The 18,673-nt window shown below is 53.3% G+C and carries 16 protein-coding genes, 1 tRNA gene and 2 rRNA genes; 4 read left to right on the plus strand and 15 right to left on the minus strand.

The window, feature by feature from the left end:
* Window positions 1-73: 73 nt before the first annotated feature.
* The 3 genes from rrf (BFG58_RS12335) to rrf (BFG58_RS12345) all read left to right on the plus strand — a co-directional run bounded on the left by rrf (BFG58_RS12335) (window position 74) and on the right by rrf (BFG58_RS12345) (window position 438).
* Window positions 74-189: ribosomal RNA gene (rrf, locus tag BFG58_RS12335) — 5S ribosomal RNA — on the plus strand.
* Window positions 190-203: 14 nt separating this feature from the next.
* Window positions 204-279 (plus strand) — tRNA-Thr (locus BFG58_RS12340).
* A 43-nt stretch (window positions 280-322) separates the two neighbouring features.
* Window positions 323-438: ribosomal RNA gene (gene rrf / locus BFG58_RS12345) — 5S ribosomal RNA — on the plus strand.
* Between the two features lie 106 nt (window positions 439-544).
* Here the strand turns inward: rrf (BFG58_RS12345) and BFG58_RS12350 are convergent.
* The 7 genes from BFG58_RS12350 to BFG58_RS12380 all read right to left on the minus strand — a co-directional run bounded on the left by BFG58_RS12350 (window position 545) and on the right by BFG58_RS12380 (window position 9,962).
* Entirely contained in the window at window positions 545-1,303 is a 759-nt protein-coding gene (locus BFG58_RS12350; protein WP_014171880.1) for an amino acid ABC transporter ATP-binding protein, read from the minus strand.
* A gap of 7 nt (window positions 1,304-1,310) precedes the next feature.
* Complete coding sequence (locus BFG58_RS12355) at window positions 1,311-2,414, minus strand: amino acid ABC transporter permease (protein WP_023309439.1); 1,104 nt, start codon at window positions 2,412-2,414, stop codon at window positions 1,311-1,313.
* Window positions 2,415-2,423: 9 nt separating this feature from the next.
* Window positions 2,424-3,605, minus strand: coding sequence for an amino acid ABC transporter permease (locus BFG58_RS12360; RefSeq protein ID WP_069719888.1), 1,182 nt, complete (start codon window positions 3,603-3,605; stop codon window positions 2,424-2,426).
* Between the two features lie 67 nt (window positions 3,606-3,672).
* A complete protein-coding gene (locus BFG58_RS12365) occupies window positions 3,673-4,698 on the minus strand; it encodes an amino acid ABC transporter substrate-binding protein (RefSeq protein ID WP_047071242.1) in 1,026 nt (341 codons plus the stop codon).
* 473 nt (window positions 4,699-5,171) lie between these two features.
* Window positions 5,172-5,393, minus strand: a complete 222-nt coding sequence (locus tag BFG58_RS12370; RefSeq protein ID WP_008502867.1) for a lipoprotein — start codon at window positions 5,391-5,393, stop codon at window positions 5,172-5,174.
* Window positions 5,394-5,697: 304 nt separating this feature from the next.
* Window positions 5,698-8,811, minus strand: a complete 3,114-nt coding sequence (locus BFG58_RS12375; protein WP_069719889.1) for an efflux RND transporter permease subunit — start codon at window positions 8,809-8,811, stop codon at window positions 5,698-5,700.
* An 11-nt stretch (window positions 8,812-8,822) separates the two neighbouring features.
* Window positions 8,823-9,962, minus strand: a complete 1,140-nt coding sequence (locus BFG58_RS12380) for an efflux RND transporter periplasmic adaptor subunit (RefSeq protein WP_069719890.1) — start codon at window positions 9,960-9,962, stop codon at window positions 8,823-8,825.
* Window positions 9,963-10,352: 390 nt separating this feature from the next.
* Here BFG58_RS12380 and envR point away from each other — a divergent pair, with 390 nt between their 5' ends.
* A complete protein-coding gene (gene envR / locus BFG58_RS12385) occupies window positions 10,353-11,072 on the plus strand; it encodes an acrEF/envCD operon transcriptional regulator (RefSeq protein ID WP_048028792.1) in 720 nt (239 codons plus the stop codon).
* On the opposite strand, the gene BFG58_RS12390 is transcribed toward envR, so the two are convergent.
* The 8 genes from BFG58_RS12390 to BFG58_RS12425 all read right to left on the minus strand — a co-directional run bounded on the left by BFG58_RS12390 (window position 10,988) and on the right by BFG58_RS12425 (window position 18,612).
* Window positions 10,988-13,069 carry a bifunctional diguanylate cyclase/phosphodiesterase gene (locus BFG58_RS12390; protein WP_045910142.1) on the minus strand — a complete coding sequence of 694 codons (2,082 nt, stop codon included), beginning with the start codon at window positions 13,067-13,069 and terminating at the stop codon, window positions 10,988-10,990. The genes envR and BFG58_RS12390 overlap by 85 nt on opposite strands.
* A 139-nt stretch (window positions 13,070-13,208) precedes the next feature.
* Entirely contained in the window at window positions 13,209-13,373 is a 165-nt protein-coding gene (locus tag BFG58_RS12395) for a DUF2556 family protein (protein WP_008502862.1), read from the minus strand.
* Between the two features lie 177 nt (window positions 13,374-13,550).
* Window positions 13,551-13,847 (minus strand): DNA-binding transcriptional regulator Fis, encoded by a 297-nt coding sequence (fis, locus tag BFG58_RS12400; protein ID WP_000462905.1) that lies wholly within the window; start codon window positions 13,845-13,847, stop codon window positions 13,551-13,553.
* A gap of 23 nt (window positions 13,848-13,870) precedes the next feature.
* Window positions 13,871-14,836, minus strand: coding sequence for a tRNA dihydrouridine synthase DusB (dusB, locus tag BFG58_RS12405; RefSeq protein ID WP_008502861.1), 966 nt, complete (start codon window positions 14,834-14,836; stop codon window positions 13,871-13,873).
* 330 nt (window positions 14,837-15,166) lie between these two features.
* Entirely contained in the window at window positions 15,167-15,907 is a 741-nt protein-coding gene (locus BFG58_RS12410; protein ID WP_069719891.1) for a carbonic anhydrase, read from the minus strand.
* A 128-nt stretch (window positions 15,908-16,035) separates the two neighbouring features.
* On the minus strand, window positions 16,036-16,917 hold the full coding sequence (prmA, locus tag BFG58_RS12415) for a 50S ribosomal protein L11 methyltransferase (protein ID WP_045910140.1): 882 nt from the start codon (window positions 16,915-16,917) through the stop codon (window positions 16,036-16,038).
* 11 nt (window positions 16,918-16,928) lie between these two features.
* On the minus strand, window positions 16,929-18,380 hold the full coding sequence (panF, locus tag BFG58_RS12420; protein WP_032650448.1) for a sodium/pantothenate symporter: 1,452 nt from the start codon (window positions 18,378-18,380) through the stop codon (window positions 16,929-16,931).
* Window positions 18,370-18,612: a YhdT family protein gene (locus BFG58_RS12425; RefSeq protein ID WP_069719892.1), complete on the minus strand. Its 243-nt coding sequence runs from the start codon at window positions 18,610-18,612 to the stop codon at window positions 18,370-18,372. Before BFG58_RS12425 ends, panF begins: the two co-directional genes overlap by 11 nt.
* Window positions 18,613-18,673: the final 61 nt, after the last annotated feature.

Consider the following 18,673-nt stretch of genomic DNA (forward strand, 5'->3'; position numbering starts at 1 on the left):
TTACAACGCCGAAGATGTTTTGGCGAAGAGACGAACAATCAAAATTCAGCCTGATACAGATGAACAGAATTTGCCTGGCGGCTTTAGCGCGGTGGTCCCACCTGACCCCATGCCGAACTCAGAAGTGAAACGCCGTAGCGCCGATGGTAGTGTGGGGTCTCCCCATGTGAGAGTAGGGAACTGCCAGGCATCAAATTTAGCGTGCTGATATGGCTCAGTTGGTAGAGCGCACCCTTGGTAAGGGTGAGGTCCCCAGTTCGACTCTGGGTATCAGCACCACTTTATACTTAGGTTAAAGTTCGGCAAGAAGTAAAAGAATTTGTCTGGCGGCTTTAGCGCGGTGGTCCCACCTGACCCCATGCCGAACTCAGAAGTGAAACGCCGTAGCGCCGATGGTAGTGTGGGGTCTCCCCATGTGAGAGTAGGGAACTGCCAGACATCAAACAAGTGAAGAGGCCATCCGAAAGGATGGCCTTTTTGCGTTATGATTCTCGTGAAAACGGTAGGCCCGGTAAGCGCAGCGCCACCGGGCAAAAACACCAGATTAATGAATCACCTGCGACAGGAATGCTCGCGTACGTTCTGACTTCGGATGCGCAAAGAACTCATCCGGCGGCGCCTGCTCAACAATCTCCCCACGGTCCATAAAGATCACCCGGTCGGCTACAGTTCGCGCAAAACCCATCTCATGCGTCACACACAGCATAGTCATGCCGGATTGTGCCAGCCCAATCATGGTATCCAGAACCTCCTTCACCATTTCCGGATCGAGAGCTGATGTCGGTTCATCAAACAGCATAATTTTCGGTTTCATACACAGTGAACGGGCGATAGCCACACGCTGCTGCTGGCCACCCGATATCTGGCCTGGGAACTTATTCGCATGCTCAGCGATACGTACACGCTCCAGGTAGTGCATTGCCAGCGCCTCGGCTTCCTTTTTCGGCATCTTCCGTACCCAAATCGGTGCAAGCGTACAGTTCTGCAGAACGGTCAGGTGCGGAAACAGATTAAAGTGCTGAAAGACCATTCCCACTTCCTGACGCACGCGTTCGATATTGCGGATATCTTCATTTAGCTCGATACCATCAACCACGATGCGTCCTTGCTGATGCTCTTCAAGATGGTTAATGCAGCGAATGGTTGTGGATTTCCCGGATCCGGAAGGGCCGCACAGGACAATGCGTTCGCCCTGCTTGACCTTGAGATTAATGTCCTTCAGGACATGAAACTGTCCGTACCATTTGTTCACGTTTTCCAGCGTAATCATCGCGTCGGCGGGTGTCATAGTTATTTGGCTCATATTTTCCTCAGTGCGGTGTACGCCCGGTGTTAAAGCGCTTTTCCAGATGCTGGCTGTAGCGCGACATGCTAAAACAAAAGATCCAGTAGATCAGGGCAGCAAAGACATATCCTTCGGTGGACATGCCCAGCCAGACAGGGTCAACGGTTGCCTGCTGCACGCTGCTAAAGAGATCGAACAATCCGATGATGATCACCAGGCTGGTATCCTTGAAGAGGGCAATGATCGTGTTGACCAGGCCCGGGATGACCAGCTTGAGTGCCTGGGGAAGAATGACCAGCCCCTGCGTTTTCCAGTAGCCGAGCGCCAGTGATTCTGCCGCTTCGTACTGGCCTTTAGGCAACGCCTGCAGACCTCCGCGCACAACTTCTGCAACATAGGCGGACTGGAAGAGAATTACCCCGACCAGGGCACGGATCAGTTTGTCGATCGTTGTGCCTTCAGCCATAAACAGCGGCAGCATGACCGACGACATAAACAGGACGGTGATAAGCGGTACGCCGCGCCAGAACTCAATGAAGATAACGGAGAGCACGCGGACGATCGGCATTTTTGAACGTCGTCCCAGAGCAAGTAGAATCCCCCACGGCAGAGCACCGGCTATCCCCACTGATGCGATAATCAACGTCAGCGTCAGCCCGCCCCACTGACGAGTTTCAACGCGTTCCAGTCCCAGAAAACCGCCATACAGCAGCACCCAGACAATAATCGGATAAACCACCGCCCAGACGGCAATATAGCGTCCACGGTGAGGCAGCTTTTTCCAGAACATGACTGCGACAGAGAGCAGGCCGATAACCAGCGCCAGATTAATCCGCCAGCGCTGTTCATGCGGATACAACCCATACATGAACTGACCGAAGCGTTCATGGATAAACACCCAGCAGGCACCGGCTTTTGTACAGTCTGCCCGGGTTGAACCGACCCAGTTGGCCTGTAAAAACGCCCAGTTCAGCAGGGGAGGAATCAACTCCCACATGAGCCACAGGCAGACAATCGTCAGCAGGCTGTTACTCCAGCTGGAGAACAGATTCTTGCGCGCCCAGAGAATGAAACGTCCACCTGTCGAGTTGGCAGGGCGCGAGGAGTGCGACAGTATCGCTTTTGTCATCATAAATCCTTAGCGCTCGACCAGTGCTATACGACGGTTATAGAGGTTCATCAGCAGTGAAATTACCAGGCTGATGATGAGATAAACAGACATGGTGATGGCGATGGTTTCAATGGCTTGTCCGGTCTGGTTAAGCACGGTTCCGGCGAAGAGTGACACCATATCGGGATAACCAATGGCAGCGGCCAGCGACGAGTTTTTGACAATATTAAGATACTGGCTGGTCAGCGGCGGAATGATGACCCGTAAAGCCTGCGGGATGATGACCTGGCGAAGCGTCACGGTATGCGGTAATCCCAGTGAGCGTGCCGCCTCGTGCTGTCCGTAAGGTACGGCCTGGATCCCGGCACGGATAATCTCGGCAATAAACGCGGACGTATAAATCGACAGCGCCAATGTCAGAGCTGCCAGTTCGGGAATTAATACCATCCCGCCCTGAAAGTTGAAGCCCCGCAGATGGGGAATGTCCCAGTGCAGTGCGGCCCCAAACAGCCAGTGAGCCACCAGCGGCAGGCTAACGAACAGGACGACAGCCGTCGGCCAGGTTCTGCGAAGCTGGCCGGTTTTGATCTGATGCGTGCGGTTAAAACGGAATACCCCAACAGTGAGAGCAAGCGCGATCGCAATCGCGCCGATAAAAGCGTACAGTCCTTCGCCCGGCAGAGGAGAAGGAATGGATAGCCCACGGTTGCTCAGGAAGAAAAGCTCAAACGCGTCGACGGCCTGACGGGGGCCGGGTAGGTTACGCAATACGGCAAAATACCAGAAGAAGATCTGCAGGAGCGGGGGGATATTGCGGAACGTTTCAATATAAACAGTCGACAGCTTCCGCAGGAGCCAGTTTTCAGAAAGACGCGCCAGACCAATAAAGAAGCCCAGTATCGACGCGAAGACGATACAAAGCGCCGATACCAGCAGCGTATTCAGTAAACCGACCACGAACACGCGTCCATACGTGTCACCTTCCTGGTAATCAATAAGATGCTGAACAATGCCAAATCCCGCGCTGCGATCTAAAAACGCGAAACCGGAGGTAATGCCGCGATTATTCAGGTTGGTGATGGTGTTATGGATGAGATACACGGCGATGAGAACAACCGCAACAATAGCAATAATCTGGAATAGCCAGGCGCGGACCGCGGGATGAGAAAAGGATAGCGATCCTTTTACGGCTGAGCGGCGATGGGACATAAAGAAACCTCAGTAACCATGACTCTGGAGTGGGCACTGCCGGAGCAGTGCCCGTTACAGCTATGACTTAACGTACTGGTGGTGCGTACTGAATACCGCCGTTGTTCCAGAGATTGTTCTGGCCGCGTTTGATCTTCAGCGGGCTTTCCGATCCCACGTTGCGTTCAAAGATCTCAGAGTAGTTGCCCACCTGTTTGATGATGTTGTAGGCCCACTTGTTATCCAGCTTCAGATCCTTGCCGAAATCACCTTCTGTACCCAGCAGGTGTGCCATATCCGGGTTGGATGGTTTAGCCGCTTTCTCATCCACGTTTTTCGAGTTGATACCCATCTCTTCTGCGTTCAGCATGGCAAACAGCGTCCAGCGAACAATGGAGAACCAGTCTTCATCGCCACGACGTACCACTGGTCCGAGAGGTTCTTTGGAGATCACTTCAGGCAGAACAATCCATTCTGCAGGATTGCTCAGCTTAATGCGTAAGGCATACAGCTGTGACTGGTCAGAGGCCAGCGTGTCGCAACGGCCGGATTCCAGCGCTTTGGCCGACTCATCCGAGCGGTCGAATGTCACTGGCGTGTATTTCATGTTATTTGCTTTGAAATAATCGGCGACGTTCAGCTCGGTATCGGTGCCCGCCTGAATACAAACGGTGGCGCCATCCAGCTCTTTGGCGCTTTTCAGGCCCGCTTTATTGTGGGTCAGGAAGCCGATACCGTCATAATAGGTCACGCCCGTGAATGACATCCCCATCCCTGCGTCGCGGGAGGAAGTCCAGGTGGTATTACGGGAGAGCATGTCAACCTCACCGGACTGCAGCGCCGTAAAGCGTTCTTTCGCCGTCAGCGGGGTATATTTTACTTTGCTGTCATCACCAAAAACGGCGGCAGCAACGCCACGGCAGACGTCCACATCGATACCGGTAAATTTGCCGTTCGCATCGGCATAAGAGAAGCCAGGCAAACCGTCACTGATACCGCATTGAACAAAACCTTTCTTTTTAACGGCATCCAGTGTCGTTCCCGCATGGGCTTGACCGGCTACGGCAAACATCATGCCTGCAGCGGCCAGGCTGGCTATCATCGTCTTTTTCATAATGCATCCTGTGTGGCGAAATTTATCGTTATAGAGGCGTTTTTAAACGCTTTACCTGTCTGTGGCGTTGGCCAACGTTTATAAAGCAAACGTAATGCCAGTTTTGCGTTCGACAAAATAAGAGATGAGTGAACGCTTAATGCTGAGTGTAGACAGGCTTAAATAAAACGAGCGCCCTGAAACGGTGCGAAATTACAACCTGTGCCACAAATTGGAGCAAAAGTTTTGAGTCGCGTCAGGAAAAAGACAAGATAGTTTCCAGCGTGAATATTGGCAGGGTAGTCAATAATATTAATGTGTGAAAATCATCACAATAGAACCGGTAATTTAAATGAGTATACGAAAAAGATGTGACTGGTTTCAGGATGAAATGAACAGCGCGAATAAATACGGGGCTATTTTTTTACTTATTTGAAAATAGTGCACTGATTAAAAGCAAAAGCGCGGCCAGAGCCGCGCTTTCTTAACAGCTGTTACTTCGTCAGGGCAACAATACCCAGCGTCAAACCTGCCACTGCGGCAGCACCGCCGGCGATAGCACCCGCAGTTTCCCAGTTATCCTGGGTGGTGCCTTTCATGCAGGTATTGGTATGAACCAGTCGGCCCTGGTCGTCGTAAACCGGTACACATGGAGAGTCGTGCGCGCAACCAGCAAGCAGCGCAGCGAGTAGTGCAACGGAAATGAATCTTTTCATGATGTTACCTCAATATTATTTCTCATCCGCTATAAAGCCAGGAGGGCAATTAACGAACTGGAGGTTATTTTACCACCGGGGTAAGTCCGCGTTACACGAGGAATAATCTCAAATTATGTAGTTTGTAAAAATCGTGGAGAAAAGTCGGTTTCAGGACGAATTAATGGAGACATTATGAAGCTGCAAGAGAGTATTTTTACTTAATGCAAATCATCGTATTTTTAACATTAGTTTTGCTTAATGCCTAATTCATTGTTTATGTTAAAAATAAAAAAGGCACGCGAGGTGCCTTTTTAGGGAAATGTTAATCTTTATGACGGGTAAAGCGTCGACGGACCACCACAAAGAAGACGGGTACGAAGAAAATCGCCAGCAGCGTTGCGGAAAGCATTCCCCCCATCACGCCCGTACCGACGGCGTTTTGCGCACCGCTCCCGGCTCCGGAGCTGATCACCAGCGGCATGACGCCCAATATAAAGGCCAGAGACGTCATCAGGATCGGTCGAAGGCGCATCCTTGACGCTTCAAGCGTGGCCTCAATGATGCCTTTACCCTCTTTCTCCATCAGGTCCTTAGCAAATTCGACGATCAAAATGGCGTTTTTCGCTGACAGACCAATCGTGGTCAGCAGGCCGACCTGGAAATAGACGTCATTGTTTAACCCGCGCAGCGAGGCTGCGAGAAGCGCCCCGATGACCCCCAACGGCACAACCAGCATGACGGAGAACGGAATGGACCAGCTTTCATACAGCGCCGCCAGACACAGGAACACCACGATCAGTGAGATGGCGTACAGTGCAGGCGCCTGGTTACCCGAAAGTCGCTCCTGGTAAGACATTCCCGTCCAGTCATAACCGATGCCGGAAGGCAGTTTTGCCGCGAGGCTTTCCATCATAGCCATGGCTTCGCCGGTACTTTTACCCGGGGCTGATTCGCCGAGGATCTCCATCGAAGGCATTCCGTTATAGCGCTCCAGACGAGGTGAACCGTAAACCCAGTGAGCGTTGCTAAAGGCTGAGAACGGCACCATTTCCCCGTTCGCACTGCGCACGTAAAGGTTGTTAATATCTCCTGGCAACATACGGAATTTTGCATCAGCCTGGACGTAGACCTTTTTCACGCGCCCATGATCGATAAAGTCATTCACATAGGTGCCGCCTAAGGCTGTCGAAATCGTCTGGTTGACGTCAGAAAGACTGATGCCCAGCGCCTGGGCTTTCTCCTGGTCGACGTCCAACTTGAACTGTGGCGTATCCTCCAGACCGTTAGGACGCACGCGTACCAGCAGGTCGGGGTGCTCTTTCACCATGCCGAGCAGCTGGTTACGCGCCTGCGTCAGCTGGGTATGTCCGAGGTTAGCCTGATCGATCAGTTCAAAGTCGAAGCCCGTGGCGGTACCCAGCTCAATAATGGCGGGCAGGTTAAACGGGAAAACAAGGCCGTCTTTAATCTGACTGAAGGCTTTCGTCGCACGACCCACAATCGCCTCGACCCCATTTTGTGCCCCAGGACGCTCCTCCCAGGGTTTCAGGCTGATGAAGGCAATACCGGAGTTCTGGCCCTGGCCACTAAAGCTAAAGCCGTTTACGGTAAAGACGGATTCAACATTCGCCTTCTCTTTATTCAGGTAGTAGTCCTGAACCTGGTCGAGGACCTGCTGAGTACGCGTCTGGGTTGCCCCCGCAGGAAGTTGAACCATCGTCATAAACACCCCCTGATCCTCTTCGGGGAGGAAGGAGGTGGGTAAGCGCAGGAAGAGCACCGCCATCCCACCGACAATAATGACGTATACCACCAGATAGCGCCCGGTTTTGCGCAAAATACCGCTCACGCTATTACTGTAGTGCTCCACGCTCTTATCAAAAAGCGCATTAAACCAGCCGAAGAAGCCCCCTTTTTTCTCATGATGATCGGCGGATACGGACTTAAGCAACGTTGCACAGAGTGCAGGCGTCAGGATTAGCGCAACCAGTACGGACAATGCCATCGCGGAAACGATAGTTAGCGAGAACTGGCGATAGATCGCCCCCGTCGAGCCGCCAAAAAAGGCCATCGGGATAAAGACCGCCGAGAGCACCATGGCGATCCCCACCAGCGCACCCTGAATCTGCCCCATCGACTTCTGCGTGGCCTCTTTCGGCGGCAGCTTGTCCTCGACCATGACGCGTTCAACGTTCTCGACGACGACAATAGCGTCATCAACCAGCAGGCCTATCGCCAGCACCATGCCGAACATTGTCAGGGTATTGATGGAGAAACCGAACGCCGCCAGAACCGCGAAGGTACCCAGCAGAACGACCGGAACCGCAATCGTCGGGATGAGCGTTGCCCGCAGATTTTGCAGGAACAGGTACATGACCAGGAAGACGAGAACGATCGCCTCAAACAGGGTCTTCACCACTTCGTGGATGGAGATTTTCACAAACGGCGTGGTGTCATAGGGGTAGACGACTTTGAGCCCCTGCGGGAAGAACGGCTGCAGTTGTGCCAGCTTGCTCTTGATGGCTGCTGCCGTATCCAGCGCATTGGCCCCGGTTGCCAGCTTAATCCCCAGGCCGGTTGCTGCCTGCCCGTTGATTTTCGTCACCATGTTGTAGTTTTCGCCACCCAGCTCAATGCGAGCCACGTCCTTCAGATGCACCATCGAGCCGTCCTGGTTCACCTTGAGCGTCACGCGACCAAACTCTTCCGGTGATTTCAGGCGGGTTTGCGCGATGATCGAGGCATTCAGCTGTTGTCCCGGGATGGACGGCGTCCCGCCCAACTGGCCTGCCGCTATCTGGTCGTTCTGCGTTTTCAGCTGGTTGATGATATCCAGCGGCGTCAGCTGGTATTTGTTCATAGCATTGCTGTCGAGCCAGATACGCATCGCATACTGGGCGCCAAACAGCTGCACGTCACCGACGCCAGACGTTCGGCTGATGGCATCTTTGACGTTCGAGGCGACATAGTCGGAGATGTCATCCTGCGTCAGGTTTTTGTTGTCTGATACAAAACCGGCAACAAGCAGGAAGCTGCTGCTGGACTTCTCAACGCCAATCCCCTGCTGCTGCACCTCTTGCGGCAGCAGCGGCATGGCGAGCTGCAGCTTGTTCTGCACCTGCACCTGGGCGATGTCCGGATCGGTTCCGGACTCGAAGGTCAGGGTGATCGTGACGTTACCCGCTGAATCGCTGGTGGAGGACATATACATCAGGTTATCAATACCGTTCATGTTCTGTTCGATAACCTGGGTCACGGTATCCTGTACCGTCTGGGCATCTGCTCCCGGGTAGGTCGCGGATATCGCCACGGCGGGAGGTGCAATGGTCGGATACTGTGCGACGGGAAGTTTGAGAATGGCCAGTCCGCCTGCAATCATCAAAATGATGGCAAGTACCCAGGCGAAAACCGGTCTCTGAATAAAGAAATTAGCCATGTCGTCGTCCCTTAACTGGCCGGAGCGGTGGTGGTATCAGGCGTAGCGACGACGGTTACGCCCGGTCTGACCTTCTGTAGTCCGCTGACAATCACGCGGTCACCGTTTTTCAGCCCTTCCGTTACCAGCCAGCGGTCGCCAATCGCCTGTGGCGCAACGACGGTGCGAGACTCAACCTGATTTTTATCGTTCACCACCATCACGGTGGCATCGCCTCGCGGTGTGCGGGTCACGCCTTGCTGGGGAACCAGAATCGCATCCGGCTGCGTACCTTCATCAATGCGGGCGCGAACGAACATACCGGGTAACAGCAGATGTTGAGGATTCGGGAAAATGGCGCGTAGGGTAATCGAGCCGGTACTTTCATCCACCGTGACGTCGGAGAACTGCAATGTGCCTTTCAGTGGATAGGGCTGCCCGTTCTCCATCAGTAGCTCAACGCTGCTGGCGGTATCGCCTTTTTGCAGGCTCGTCTGCTTCAGACGCATAAAATCATTACTGGACTGGGTCACATCAACGTAAATCGGATCAAGCTGCTGGACCGTTGCCAGCGCCGCGGTTTGTCCGTTCGTCACGAGCGCGCCTTCCGTCACGCTGGATTTGCCGATGCGGCCATCGACGGGAGACGTCACTTTGGTATAGGCAAGATTGATGCGTGCACTTTCAACGCCCGCTTTGGCGGCGACGACGCTGGCATCTGCCTGCTGGGCCGTGGCGACGGCCTGGTCATACTCTTGCTTGCTAACATACTGTGTGCCGACCAACGGGAGATAACGTTTCACCGTCAGGTGCGCAATATTGGCCGCCGCCTGGGCCTTCGCCAGCTCGCCTTTCGCGTTATCGTAAGCCGCCTGATAGGTTGCAGGATCAATCTGATAAAGCGAATCCCCGGCTTTTACATCGCTGCCTTCCGTGAAGTTGCGGCGCAGGATGATACCGCTAACCTGCGGACGAACCTCTGCTACGCGGAACGCATCAGTTCTGCCCGGGAGTTCAGTGGTGACAGCCAGCGGTGCGCTTTTCACAATATGCACGCTGACCTGGGGGGCCTGCGGATGTTGCGGTTGGTTTTCCTGGCCATCGCATCCTGAGAGCAGTACAGCGCAGACAATGAAACCGGCTAAAGGTAAGCGTCTGAAATGATTCGTCATTACTGGTCCTTTAAATACCCGGAAACCGATATTTGGCGTGAATCGGTAGCAGGGGCAGCGGGATAAAAAAATAAAATGTAGCTGCGTATAATAATGAGGGTATTTAATGTTTTTTAATTTATAAGTGCGAATGACAAGGTCTGAGCGGAAAAATAAGAATCAGGCTCGGTTTATTTCTCCGTCATCTTCCGGCAAGCTAATCAGTTAAATAGCGCTTAACGTGATTTAATTATTCATGTTGTGAATTTAAACTTAAATATGTATTTAGCTAAGCTATAAATTAAGAAGATTGACTTTTTTTGTGCAAAATTAAAACGGAATTTGGTGAATACTTTCTTTCTCCTGACCCCTGTGTTACGTATAAATCTTGTGAGTAGCGAGTAGTTGTCTATGGCGCGTAAAAAGAAAGAAGAAGCTCAACAAACCCGGCAGCAGCTGATTGAGGCGGCTATCGGGCAGTTTGCGACGCGTGGCGTAGCCAACACGACGCTGACGGACATCGCGGATGCCGCAAAGGTTACGCGCGGTGCCATTTACTGGCACTTCACCAGTAAAGCCGAAATATTTAATGCCATCTGGGAGCAGCAATTACCGCTTCGCGACATTATTCGCGACCGGCTTTCCCTTTCCGAAGGTGATGATCCATTGTTAATACTTCGTGAGCAATTTATTACTGCGCTGCAGTATATTGCGCGTGAGCCCCGACAATGTGCCCTTTTACAAATTCTGTATCACAAATGTGAATTTAGCAGTGATATGATTTCTGAGAGTGAGATAAGAAAACGGATTGGATTCAATTATGACACGCTGCGTGCCACGCTGGAGGCCTGTATTTCACGTAACATCATTTCGCCAAAGGTAAATGTTGATCTGACCCTGATCATATTCCACGGTTTTTTTAGCGGAATCATTAAAAACTGGTTAATGAATAACGACAGTTTCAATCTTTTTCAGCAGGCTCCCGCCCTGGTCGATAGCATTCTGGCGACACTGCCTGTCATTCGCGTATCGCCTCATGATGATGCTTACAGCTCAGCGCCAGGTAACATTTCTCCTCGCGCGCAAAGTGCCTCAATGGTTTGCGCGCTGACGGGTTTACCTAACAGATAACCCTGAAGGGTGTTGCAACCCAGCTCGGTTAAAAAGGCTTGCTGTGCTTCGGTTTCCACACCTTCAGCCACGACTTTCAGGTTGAGTGTTTTGGCGAGGGCCACAATCGCTGAGACAATGGTGGCATCCTCGCTTTCCCCGCTTAGCTCTTTCACAAACGCCCTGTCGATTTTCAATTCACAGGCCGGTAAGCGCTTGAGGTACAGCAGGCTCGAATATCCGGTACCAAAGTCATCAATGGAGGCCTTTACGCCCGCTTCCGTCAGCTCTGTCAGCACCCGTACACTTTCATCCGGGTTGCTCATTGCCGTGGTTTCCGTCACTTCCAGGATCAACATTTCTGGTGGCACATGATGAAGTGCCAGGCAGTTGAGAACCGTGTTGACCAGCGAAGGCTGTTCAAACTGCAGCGTCGACAGGTTTACCGCCATTGACCAGCTTTGATGTCCCTGAAGATGCCATTCACGCAGCTGGCGACAGGCTTCATTAATTACCCAATTGCCGATAGGGATAATCAGCCCCGTTTTCTCCGCCAGCGGCAGGAAAAGGTCCGGGGTCAGTAACCCCTGCTTGGGATGCTGCCAGCGCAATAACGCCTCAAATCCAAGGATTGGGCCGGCGGGAGCGTGGAATTTTGGCTGGTACAGCAGGCGTAGCTCATTGCGATCGATCGCCATCCACAGATCGTTCATCAACTGAAGATGGGTCTGCGCCAGCGTATTCATCGAGGGCTGGAAAAAGTGGTAACCGTTCCGGCCCATGTGCTTGGTATGGTACATCGCCGCGTCGGCGTTAAACATGAGCTCACGTTCGGTTTTGCCGTCGTGAGGATACAGCGCGATCCCAATGCTGAGGGTCACCACCAGTTCATAGTGGTCGAGGTTGAACGGGCTATCGATCGCGCGCACCAGCGAATTCGCCAGCGATGCCGCATCGTCCGGGCCTTCTCCCTCGGCCAGCAGAACAAACTCATCACCGCCGATACGTGCCAGGGTGAACTGGCCCTTCAGGAGATGCAGCAGACGCTCCGTAACGGCAATCAGCAGCTTGTCACCGACATCATGGCCGTAAGCGTCATTGATGGCTTTAAAACCGTCGAGATCCATGAACATCAGGGCGAAATGGGTCCCTTCACGATCGGCTTTGCTGATGGCCTGATCGAGTCGATCTTCCAGCAGGATACGGTTGGGCAGACGCGTCAGGGTATCGTGCAGGGCCAGTTGTGCGAGTTCCCGGTTAGCTTCTGCAAGTGACGAGGCCAGAAGGGCGGTACGTGCCTGAAGGCGGGCATCCAGCATCGATACCAGCAGGGTAATCCCAAGAATAGAGAGCGCGACGACGCTAACCAGCACCGCCAGCCAGCTCCCGTTGATACCCTCATGGTGAACCATTGTGGACATCGGAAACTGTGCGGCTTTCATCCCGGCGTAATGCATCCCGGCAATGGCAATGCCCATGGTGATGGCGGCACCCGTGCGCATCAGCACGACCTGAGCGGCATCGTGACGCAGGCGGAAGGTCAGCCATAATGCAGCGAGTGAAGCGGCAAGCGCAATGGCGACCGAAATGGCCACCCAGACCTTGTCCCAGATAATCCCGGGCATCACCTCCAGCGCAGCCATGCCGGTGTAATGCATGGCAACAATACCGCTTCCCATCACCAGCGCACCGGGCAGCAGACGGCGCAAGCGTAACCGATCGCAGCTAACGAGCCAGAGCGCAAATAGTGACGACCCCACGGCGATGACCATCGATAACACCGTCAGGGTGGCGTTGTAGCTCATGCTCATGGAGAGGTCCATCGCCAGCATGCCGATAAAATGCATGGCCCACACGCCTATGCCCATTGCAATACCGCCACCAGCCAGCCAGACGCGGGCAGCGACGCCCTGACTCCCGGCGACACGTGCCGCCATATTCAGTGCGGTATATGCGGCAAGAATGGCGACAACAAAGGAGAGGACAACAAGGATATGGTTGTATTGGCTGACCAGCATGGACGGTTCTACTCGAGTGTGAGGTTACGCTAGAGCGGTTGAGAAGGGCGAGACATTATCACCGTCGGGTAATGGCTCAAAGGGATTTAAATCCCCGTTTTTAGTGGGTAATAACGGGGGGACTTGCGCAATCAGGCGATTAGTCGAGCTCTGAGCAGTTCACGAGTTTCAGGGGATTCACGGAGTTCATATTGCGACACTTATCGGTTTCGGTGCTCATCAGTTCAATCCACTGCATCAGGAGTGCATCGAAAATCAGAACGGAGATTGCAAAGACAACCAGCCACCAGTATTTACGAATCATTGTGTCATTCCGCGAGAAGAGCGCCAGTAGAGTGGGGGAAATATACACCAAAAGCAGCGGTTTTAAAGCGGGATAAGCGAAGGTTTACAAAGCGTTGACGGACTGAAGCAGGAAATAAAAAAGGCGCTTCCCCATGCCGAAGAGCGCCTTTTTAAACAAGCATTTAACTGATTAGTATCAGTTCATGCCGTATTTTTTCAGTTTCTTACGCAGAGTACCACGGTTGATACCCATCATCAGCGCAGCGCGGGTTTGGTTACCGCGGGTGTATTGCATCACCATGTCCAACAGTGGCTGTTCAACTTCAGCCAGTACCAGCTCATACAGGTCATTAACATCCTGACCGTTCAGTTGAGCAAAATAGTTCTTCAGTGCCTGTTTAACCGAGTCACGCAGGGGCTTTTGAGTTACCTGGTCCTGAGAGTTAACGGTAGAAACGGTCAGTACGTCAGAATTTACGCGTTGTTCGAACATAGTTCTGTCAGCTCTTTATTTCATTACGCAAGATTTTCGAAGTATGCCTCCAACGCCTCCAGCTGTTCGCTGGCATCCTCTATGGCGTTGAATGTGCGCCGAAACTGGTCATCTGGAGCGTGCTCCTGGAGATACCAGGAAACGTGTTTACGCGCAATTCGGTACCCTTTCGCCTGACCGTAGTGGTCATGCAGTTCCCGAACATGCGAACAAAGCAAGCGCTTAACCTCTGCCAGAGGCAGTGGAGCAAGCAGCTCTCCAGTGTCCAGATAATGCTGGATTTCCCGAAAGATCCAGGGTCTTCCCTGAGCGGCACGTCCTATCATCAGAGCATCAGCTCCCGTATAGTCGAGCACAGCTCTGGCTTTAAGCGGGTCAGTTATGTCGCCATTCGCGATAATCGGAATGGAAACTTTCTGCTTAACTGCCCGAATGCTGTCGTATTCAGCTTCACCGTTGAACAAACAGGCGCGCGTGCGTCCATGAATGGTCAGGGCCTGAATGCCACAGTCTTCGGCCAGTTGGGCAATCTCTACACAGTTACGGTGTTCCGGCGACCAACCCGTGCGAATCTTTAACGTAACAGGAACGTCCACTGCGCTGACAACCGCCGTCAGGATAGCTTTCACCTGGTCGGGGTATTGCAGAAGGGCTGAACCTGCAAGCTTGCGATTCACTTTTTTGGCCGGGCACCCCATATTGATATCAATAATCTGGGCACCACTTTCCACGTTGATACGCGCGGCATCTGCCATCTCTTCAGGCACGCTTCCGGCAATTTGCACGGTGCGAATACCCGGTTCATCAATGTGCACCATCCGAAGGCGGGATTTATCGCTTTCCCAAACCTGCGGGTTAGACGACATCATCTCGGATACGGTTAAACCGGCTCCCATCTCATAGCACAGCGTCCTGAACGGCCGGTCGGTAATACCTGCCATAGGGGCTGCGATCAGGCGATTTCTAAGCTGGTGGTGTCCGATGCGCATGAGTTAAGAAATGACCATACTGTGACTGCAAGGCGGCGTATATTACGCATTTTTTGCACGAGATGAAAGGCCAAACTTTGAACAATCCACTGTTGTAGATCAAGGAATCGCCGCTCAATCTTTCCGTTAAGAATTATTCACTATTTAAATCATTATGTTATGTGGGAATGGCTATTTTATGGGCGCTTACAATTTCCCGTAACTTCTCATCATTTCTGAATAAACGGCTTACCTCAGCGGGATAATCTGCTGTTTTTAGCAGCAGATTTTCCCTCTTCTTTGCGATCTGCGTCGCATTTTAGAACATGATCTTAAGGCTCAGGATGGGCGTTATTCGACCACAACACGCCCATGCAGAGACTGTACCGGACGGTTATTATCGTGATGCATGGTATGAGTAAATTTCTCAAGCTGTTCTGCTGAGACGGTTAACGGCTGTTTGAGCACGATCCAGGTGACCCCTTCAGAACACGGTGGCGTGGTCAACGAGCCACTAAAGCGCCAGTAGGTTTTCACCTTTGGCAGCAGTTTGTTCAGGTTGAGATCCTTCTCAAGGGTTACGTTCTGTTCAGCCTGCTGCGGCATCACGCTCCACAGCTTTTCCAGCTCCGGATTTGCAGCACCTTTATCAAACATGACGGCCACCACGGCCAGCTCACCCGCGCTGTTTTTATGTACCAGATGCATCTCCATCGCGTACTTTTTGCCGTGCACGGTGTTTTCGCTCGGCGCATGGAAGTGGAACTGCTGTAGCGTCCAGGTTTGCTTGTCCAGGGTGATCGTGTTGCGGGTATCTGCCTTTTCGCTGGCCTGGATGGTATGGCCATTGTTTGTCAGCCCCACGGGGCCATCAATGTAGTGCGTTTTAAGCGGGGAGAGATGGGCGTTAGCGGTTGAATCAATATTAATTGGAGACTGGTTCATTCCGCTTTGACAGGTCTTGTAAGCCTCGTCCAGTTCGCCCCAGTGTTCCGGTGAATCTTCCCCTTCGTAGCTCCAGTGTGACGCAAATGCTGAAGCCGAAACCATGCTCAGCGCCAGCAGCGCTGCCTTGCCTGTAATGTGTTTCATCATATTCTTCCGGTGAATTTTTATAATACAAATCAACATGATTTGTGTGGTTATTTTACCGAAGAATGGCAGAGGGAGAGAGGATTATCAGTGGGAGAAAGGCGTGGTCAGATGACCACGCCAAATGCTTATTTTTTACGACCGGTAATACGACACCACTCTTCTTTCTCCACCACCGGGTCGAGAGTGAAAAGATCGGCGTAGGCGTCGCACACGCTGTCCGCCTGGCTTGCCAGGATACCCGAAAGCCCCAGCAGACCGCCCTCAACGGGCAGCACGCTGATTAACGGGGCCAGCTCACGCAGTGGGCCTGCCAGAATGTTTGCGACCACCACGTCGGCTTTCATGGCTTCTGGCTGCGCATCCGGCAGATACAGCTCCAGACGATCGGAAACGCCGTTACGCTCGGCGTTGTCGCGGCTGGCCTGAATGGCCTGCGGATCGATATCGATCCCGATGGCTTTAGCCGCACCCAGTTTCAGGGCGGCAATCGCGAGGATCCCGGATCCACAGCCGAAGTCGATCACCGTCTTACCGTCCAGATCGAGACCATCCAGCCACTGCAGGCACAGGGACGTCGTGGGATGGGTGCCGGTACCAAACGCCAGACCCGGATCGAGCATGACGTTAACCGCGTTTTCATCAGGAACCTCACGCCAGCTCGGGCAGATCCACAGGCGTTTGCCGAACTGCATCGGGTGGAAGTTATCCATCCACTCGCGTTCCCAGTCTTTGTCTTCCAGCTGTTCGATTTTGTGCGCAAACCCAGCGCCCAGCAGAGGGTGGTTTTCCAGAATCGCGACGACCTCTTTCATGTCGGTTTCAGCATCAAACAGGCCGATAACGTCGGTATCACCCCACAGGCGTGTTTCGCCCGGCAGAGGCTCAAAGACCGGCGTGTCATGCGTGTCCTGGAAGGTGATAGAGACCGAGCCGGCCTCCATCAGCGCATCGCTCAGTTCCTCGGCGTTAGCGCCGGTTGTGTTCAGTTTTAGTTGGATCCACGGCATGGCAAAACTCTTTATTTATCAGTAGAAATCATAGCGGGCTGTGGGACGGGCTGACCAAAACGGTTCCCCACCACAAACGCCAGTAAACTTAGCAGTAACGAAGGCACAATCGGATGGAAGCCCAGGTACTGAATCTTAAACGTTGCGAGGACGGCGTACAGCACACCGCCGACAATCATGCCGCTCAGCGCGCCCGCCGCGTTTGCACGCTCCCAGTAGAGCCCTAACACCAGCGGCCACAGGAATACCGCTTCAAGCCCACCAAACGCCAGCAGGTTCAGCCAGATGATCATCTCCGGCGGGCGCCATGCGGCTAACATCATCAGAATGCCGAGCACCAGCGTGGTCCAGGTCGAGATGCGTTTCAGCTTTTGCTCATTATGCATTTTAGCCGGACGCGCGCTAAGCCACAGATCTTTGATGATAGTGGCGGAAGCCTGCAGCAGGTGCGCGTTAACGTTAGACATGATGGCCGCCATCGGTGCAGCAAGGAACAAACCTGCGGCCCACGGGGGCAGGACCTGCACCATCAGCGTAGGGATCACCTGATCCGGCACGGTCAGGTGAGGTAGTACGGCCCGCCCCAGCGCGCCCGCCAGATGCATACCCAGCATCAGCAGCGCGACAACGACGGTACCAATCACAATTCCCCGATGAACGGCTTTGCTGTCTTTATAGGAGATACAGCGCACGGCGGTGTGCGGCAGACCGATAACCCCGAAGCAGACCAGCACCCAGAAGGAGGTCATAAACGCGGGCGTCAGGATATCATCAGCACCATGAGGGCTGACCAGTTTAGGATCGATCTGCTCCAGCGTTTGCACCGCATTGTGTAATCCACCGGCCGCGTAGATGACGCCGACCAGCAGCACAAGGGTGCCTATCAGCATCACCATGCCCTGCATGGTGTCGTTCAGCACACTGGCGCGGAAGCCGCCAAACGCGGTGTACAGCGCAATTGTGATCCCGAAGATGAGCAGCCCGGTCTCGTACTTAATACCCGCTGCCGTTTCCAGCAGGCGCGCGCCGCCAATAAACTGAACGGCAATGGCGCCGACGAAGGCGACAATCAGGCTGATACTGGCAATCCAGACCACCGCGCGGCTCTGATAACGCGCCTGCAGCATATCGTTTAGCGTAATGGCGTTATAGCGGCGAGCGAGTATGGCAAATTTTTTGCCCAGAATACCCAGTGACAGCCAGATCGTGGGCACCTGGATCATGGCCAGCAGTACCCAGCCCAGCCCGTATTTATACGCCGCGCCCGGCCCGCCAATGAACGAACTGGCGCTCACGTACGTGGCGGTCAACGTCATCGCCAGCACAAACCCGCCCATCGAACGGCTGCCGAGGAAATATTCGCTCAGGAACGATCCGGTACTGCGTTTGCGCATGGCATAGAAAGAGAGGCCAAAAACCACGATCAAATAGACAACCAGTACGGTGATGATTTCAGTTTGCATCACTGTCCTCCAGCGGGAAATCGCGGAAGATAAAGCGCACCATTAGCCAGCTCAGCAAAATGAAAATCAACGGTACCAGCAGACACGCCATTTCAAACCAGTGCGGCAGGCCGGTGATACCGGAGGCTGAGCTCGGTAAGTAAGCAGTTACTAACCATGCGGCGAGATAGAGAAGGGTCAGCCACAGCGCCCAGCGCGCTTCTTTATGGGCCTGAACAAAACGTTTGTCCATTTTTTGTCCCTTGTGGATGAAGAAAGCGGGGATTGTACATGATGAGGCTTTCCAGGCCCCA

The organism is Enterobacter sp. ku-bf2 (genome assembly GCF_001742765.1).
Lineage (GTDB): Bacteria > Pseudomonadota > Gammaproteobacteria > Enterobacterales > Enterobacteriaceae > Enterobacter > Enterobacter quasiroggenkampii.